The organism is Streptomyces sp. rh34 (assembly GCF_002551245.1).
In the GTDB taxonomy this organism is placed as follows: Bacteria; Actinomycetota; Actinomycetes; order Streptomycetales; family Streptomycetaceae; genus Streptomyces.
Window position 1 is genome coordinate 1 of sequence record NZ_NTGZ01000365.1, and the last position, 5660, is coordinate 5660.

The 5660-nt window shown below is 74.9% G+C and carries 5 protein-coding genes; all 5 read right to left on the reverse strand.

What is annotated here, in order from left to right:
- A partial coding sequence (locus CR470_RS35235) for a hypothetical protein (RefSeq protein ID WP_143663946.1) occupies positions 1-188 on the reverse strand: 188 nt, incomplete at its 3' end.
- A 37-nt stretch (positions 189-225) separates the two neighbouring features.
- A complete protein-coding gene (locus CR470_RS35240; protein ID WP_097871583.1) occupies positions 226-1089 on the reverse strand; it encodes an SDR family oxidoreductase in 864 nt (287 codons plus the stop codon).
- The gene (locus tag CR470_RS35245) at positions 1086-1820 is read right to left on the reverse strand and encodes a thioesterase II family protein (RefSeq protein ID WP_097871585.1); all 735 of its coding nucleotides are present in this window, start codon (positions 1818-1820) and stop codon (positions 1086-1088) included. Before CR470_RS35245 ends, CR470_RS35240 begins: the two co-directional genes overlap by 4 nt.
- An 83-nt stretch (positions 1821-1903) precedes the next feature.
- Positions 1904-3205, reverse strand: a complete 1302-nt coding sequence (locus tag CR470_RS35250) for a M18 family aminopeptidase (protein WP_097871587.1) — start codon at positions 3203-3205, stop codon at positions 1904-1906.
- On the reverse strand, positions 3202-5660 hold a 2459-nt coding region (locus CR470_RS35255; protein WP_257139026.1), incomplete at its 5' end, for a condensation domain-containing protein. The genes CR470_RS35255 and CR470_RS35250, both read right to left, overlap by 4 nt.

The window sequence follows — 5660 nt, forward strand, 5'->3', positions numbered from 1 at the left end:
GCCTCGGCCGCGCGCCGCCGGGCGGCGGCGCCGGATCCGGCCGGAGCGGGCACGGTCTCCGTCCACAGCCGGGGACGGCGGTCCCCGGGCCACCACAGCTCCGCCGCCGCCGTGAGAGCGGCGGCGAGCGCGGTGTCGGCGGTGTCCGGCGGCAGGCGGACCGTCAGGGTGTGCTGGGCGGGCGGCACGTACGCGACTCCTTGTCCACGGAAAGGGAAACGGCGGTCAGCGGGCGGAGAACCCGCCGTCCACGGTGACCACGCTGCCGGTCACCTGCCGGGACTCCTCCGAGGCCAGCCAGAGCACCGCGTTCGCCACATCGTCCGGCTCCACCAGCGCGTTCATCGGCTGATCCCGGACGAACGCGGCCTCGTGCTCCGCGACCGGCACCTCCAGCGAGCGGGCGATCTCCGCCAGCATCCGGCCCTCCATCGCCTCGTCGTCCCGGACCGAGCCCGGACACACCGCGTTGACCCGGACCTTGCGGGGCGCGTAGTCCAGGGCCACCGCTCTCGTCAGGCCGACCAGTCCGTGCTTGGCCGCGACGTACCCCGCGAAGTGCCGGTAGCCCACCAGGCCCGCCGTCGAGGCGATGTTGACGATCGAACCGGACCCCTGAGCGACCATCCGGCCGCCGACCGCGCGGATCGCCCGCCACGCACCGCCCAGATCCACATCGATCATCAGCTGCCACTCCGCCTCGGTGATCTCGTGCGCCGGGCGGCCCGAAGGGGCGGCGATGCCCGCGTTGTTGACCAGGACGTCGATCCGCCCGAAGCGCTCCTCGGCCGCCTCCGCCGCCGACTCCAGCGCCGCCAGGTCCCGGACGTCGGCCTGCCGGGTCAGCACGGCGGACCCCGCCTCGCGGCAGAGCCGCCCGGTGTGCGCGAGCTGCGAGGCCGAACCGAGCGGATAGGGCACCCCGGGCAGCTCGCCCGCCACGTCCAGCAGGACCAGGTCCGCACCCTCGCGGGCGAAGGCCAGCGCACAGGCCCGGCCGAGACCGCGCGCCGCCCCCGTGATCAGCGCCGTCCGCCCGGCGAGCCGTGCGCCGCCGCCCGTGGCCCCCGGGCCACCGTCGCCCGTCACCGGCCCCGCTCCGCGCGCACCTCGGCGGCCACCAGCTCCAGCAGCTCGCCCGGTCGCTCGGTGAGATACATGTGCCCGCCGGCCGGCTCGGCCACCGTCAGCTTCCCCGTCGTCGCCCGGCCCCACTCGGCCGCCTCCGCCGCTCCGACCAGCGTGTCCTCCCGCCCCCGGACCGAGATGACCGGCACACCCAACGGCCGGTCCGTGGACGGGACATACGTCTCGTGGAGCCGGACGTCCGCCCGGAGCGTCGGCAGCAGCAGCTCCCGCATCTCCGGGTTGGCCAGCGCCGGGTGGTCGTACCCGGCGAACGCCCGGACCCGGGCGGCGAACTCCTCGTCCGGCAGTCCGTCCGCCCGGTCCGTGCGCGGCGTCCAGGGGCCGGGTGCGCCGCTGACGACGAGGGCCGCCAGGCGGATCGGCCCGCCCGACCGCTCGATCCGGTGTGCCAGTTCGTACGCGAGGACCGCGCCCATGCTGTGCCCGAACAGCACGACCGGGCCGCCGCTCCCGTCCCCGCCCCCCAGGGCCGCCGTCACCTGCGCGTACGCGTCGTCGACGGCCGGGGCCGCCGAGGTGTGGGCGGGCTCGGGGAACCGCTTCTCGCGGCCCGGCAGCGACACCGGGAGGATCCGCAGACCCTCCGGGGCCAGCCCCTGCCAGGGTGTGAAGAAGGAGGGGCCCGCCCCGGCGAAGGGCAGGCAGATGAGGACGGTCTCTTCGTCGGCCACGGTCGATCCTGTTCTCTTCTGTTCCGTACTTCTCTGTTCCGTACTTCCGGATGCCGCGCCCGTCGGTGAGGGCGGGCGGTCCGTCAGCCCCCGACCATGATCGTGGTGAGGATCGCGGCGAGATAGCCCGGGTCGCGCACCCCGCACAGCTCGCGCGCCGAGTGCATCGACAGGCCGGGCACCCCGACGTCCACCGTGGTGACGCCGAGCCGGGCCGCCGTGAGCGGGCCGATCGACGTACCGCAGGGCATCGCGTTGTTGGAGACGAACGGCTGCCAGGGCGCCCCGGACCGCTCGGCCGCCGCGGTGAACACCGCGATGCCGGTGGAGTCGGTGGCGTACCGCTGGTTGACGTTCACCTTGACCGTCGGGCCGCCGTTGGGGAGCGGGCGGTGGTCGGGGTCGTGCCGCTCCGCGTAGTTGGGGTGCACCGCGTGCGCCATGTCGGCGGAGACGCAGAACGCGCCCGCCAGCGCCCGCGACCAGTCCTCGTCGCTGCCGCCGCGCGCCGACACGGACCGCGACAGGATCCGCTCCAGCAGCGGGCTCTGCGCACCCGTCTCGGAACCGCTGCCGACCTCCTCGTGGTCGAAAGCGGCCAGCACCGGTACGAAGGAGGGCTGCGTGGCCCCCGTCGCCGCGTCCACCAGCGCGGTCACCCCGGCGTGCACCGACACCTGGTTGTCCAGCCGGGGCGCCACCACGAACTCCTGGTCCACACCCAGGTATCCGGGCGGCTGGACGTCGTGCAGCATCAGGTCCCAGCCCAGCACGTCCGCCGGGTCCTCCCCGGCGTCCGACGCGACCCGGCGGAGCAGCTCGCCCTCCCGCGGGTCGCCCAGCGCCCAGATCGGCGCGATGTGCCGCTGCCGGTCCAGGACCACGCCCTCGTTCACCGTACGATCCAGGTGAATGGCCAACTGCGGTACCCGCAGCAGGGGTTCGTCGATCTGCACGAGCCGGCTGCGCGGGGCGCCGTCGGGGCCGCGCAGAGCGAGGCGGCCGGAGATGCCCAGGTCCCGGTCGAGCCAGGTGTTCAGCGGGACCCCGCCGTAGATCTCCACCCCGATCTGCCGCCACCCCGAAGTGCCGGTGTCCGGGGCCGGTTTGATCCGCAGGTTCGGTGAGTCGGTGTGGGTGCCGACGATCCGGAACGGGGTGTGGGCGGGCGCGCCCTCGGGCACGTACCAGGCGATCAGCGCACCGGCACGGCTGACGAAGCAGCCGCCGGTCGCCCCCGTCCAGTCGTCCGTGCCGCGCAGTTCGCGGAACCCGGCCTTCTCCAGACGCTGGGCCGCGCCGGCCACCACGTGGTACGGGGAAGGGCTGGCGGCGATGAAGGAGAGCAGGTCGTCGGTGTGGCTGCGGTGGGGGGCCGGAGTCATACGGCGTCCGCCTTTCCGGTGTTCGGCAGTGACTGGGAGGGTGACGGTCCGCCGGGCTGGTCGGGCCCGGCGCTGGCGTCCCCGGCGGAGCCCCCGGAGCCTCGGCCCGGGGGCCCCGGCGAGGGGCGCTCCCCGAGGAGCTCCCGCACCGGCCGGTCGGGCCGGGCGCTGAACTCCGCGAGCAGGTCGGTGTACGACGAGAGAAGGTCGTGGGCGGTCGTGTGGTCCCACAGGTCGGTGGAGAATTCCAGGAACGTTCCATAACCCTTGGCGGGGTCCCGGCGCGGCGCAAGCCCGAAGCACAGTTCGCTGCGGGAAAGCGGCGGTGCCAGATCGGTCACCTCGACCCGGAGCCCGGGGATCTCGATGTCCGTGTCGACGGAGTTCTGGAACGCCAGGACGTGCGGCACCCGGTCGGGGACGCTGACAGCGCCCGCGTCCCGCATCGCCTGCATGATGCGCGCGGTGGGCAGCACATGCGCCATGGCACCGAGCGCGCCCGCGCCCGTACGGACCGCCAGCTCCGCGCAGGTCTCGTCAAGATTGGCTGAATCCAGTCGTACGCGGACCATCACCGCGGTGGACGTCATCGCCACGAGCGACTCCGAAGCGGTGCCCTCGCGGTTGGCGTACGGGACGCTCAGCAAGGTGTCCTCCTCTCCCGACAGCCGGGTCAGGAACACCCCGAGAGCCGCCGCCGCGACCGCGAACGGGGTGGTGCGCCGCTCGGCCGCCAGCTTCTCCACCGCCGCCCGCACGGCACCCGTCGCGACCCCGCGCACCGTGTCCCCGCGCCCGCTCAGCTTCTGCGGACGCGGCCGGTCCGTCGGTACGGGGACGGCGGACGGCACCCCGTCCAGATAGCGGGCGCAGAACGCGGCCCGCTCCGCCTCCGCGCCGGGATCGTGCTGCTCCCGCTGCCACCGGGCGTACCCGGGCGCCTGCATCGCCGGTTCGGGCAGGCCGTGCGGGACGCCCGCGGCGGCCGCCGTGTACAGCGCGGCGATCTCCGCGAGCAGCACGGACAGCGACCAGCCGTCGGCGCAGATGTGGTGCAGGACGAACATCAGCTCCCAGCGGTCCTCCTCGACCCGCAGCAGCCGCGTCCGGGGCAGCAGGGGCCGACCCAGGTCGAAGGGGGCCGCCGCGTCCGCCCGGCACAGGGCGTCCGCCCGGGGCCGCCGCTCGCCGGCGGGCAGCCCGGTCAGATCCTCCACCGGCAGCGCCACCGGCTCCGCCGCCGACACCTCCTGCCACCACGGCCCGTCCGGCGCCCCCTCCTGCGTGAACCTGGTCCGCAGCCCGTCGTGCCGGGCGACCAGCTCGGAGACGGCGGACCGCAGGGCCGCCGGGTCCAGCGCCCCGGTGAACGTGATGCGCGTCGGCACGTTCCACACCGCGGGGTCGGGCACGGCGTGGTGCCCGGCGATCATCCGGGCCTGCTGGTCGCTGACGGGGGCGCGGTCGACGACCGGCGCGACGTCCGGCTCCGGGCCGCCCGCCAGCTGCCCGGTCATGGCCCGCAGGGTGGAGTCGGCGAAGAAGTCCGCCAGCGGGTAGTCGACGCCGAGCGTGTCCCGGACCCGGTTCACCAGGCGGATCGCGGCGATCGAATTGCCGCCCAGGTCGAAGAAGTTGCCGTCGGCGGGGAATCCGCGCCGGCCGAGGACGGATTCCCAGACCTCACGCAGGAGCGCGGCGGTGTCGGAGGCCGTCCGGGCGTCCGGCTCCGCCGCGTCGTCCGGCTCCGCCGTGTCCGAACCGGCCGTGCCCGCCGTGTCCGCTCCGGCCGCCGTGCCCGCTTCCGCGGTGTGTTCCTCGACCGGGTCCGGCATCGCCTCCGACATCGCGTCCAACCGCGCGTCCAGCTCCGCGAGATACCCCTCCGCCGTCGCCGCGTCGAACAGGTCCGCGTCGTAGCGCAGCCGCAGCCGCAGGCTCCCGTCCCGGACGTGGGTGGCCATCAGCGCGAGCTCCAGCGGCGCCGACTCCGTCCCGGCCGCCACGCCCTCCGCCCGCAGGCCGGGCAGGTCGATTCCGGCCAGCGCCGCCCGGTCCAGATCGACCGAAACGGTCACCAGCGGGCGCGGATTCCCCGGGTCCGGATGGACGGCCGCCAAGAGCGCGTCCAGGTCCACCCCGCTGTGCTCGTCCGCCGCGAACAGCGCCCGGCCGGTGGCCCGTACGGCCTCCGGCGACGAGGTCGCGTCGGTGGCGGACAGCGGCAGCGGCAGCAGTGCCACATGGAACCCGACCGTGTCCGCCGTCGAGGGCGGCCGCCGCCCGAACGTCGTGCCCAACAGGAACGCGTCCTGCCCCGACCGCCGCCGCAGCACCAGCTGCCAGGCCGTGCACAGCGTGGCGAACAGGGTCACGCCCTGCTGCCCGCTCCACTCCCGCAGCCGGTCGGCCCGCTCCCGGCCCACGGTCCGGGCCCTGTCTCTTATACACATCT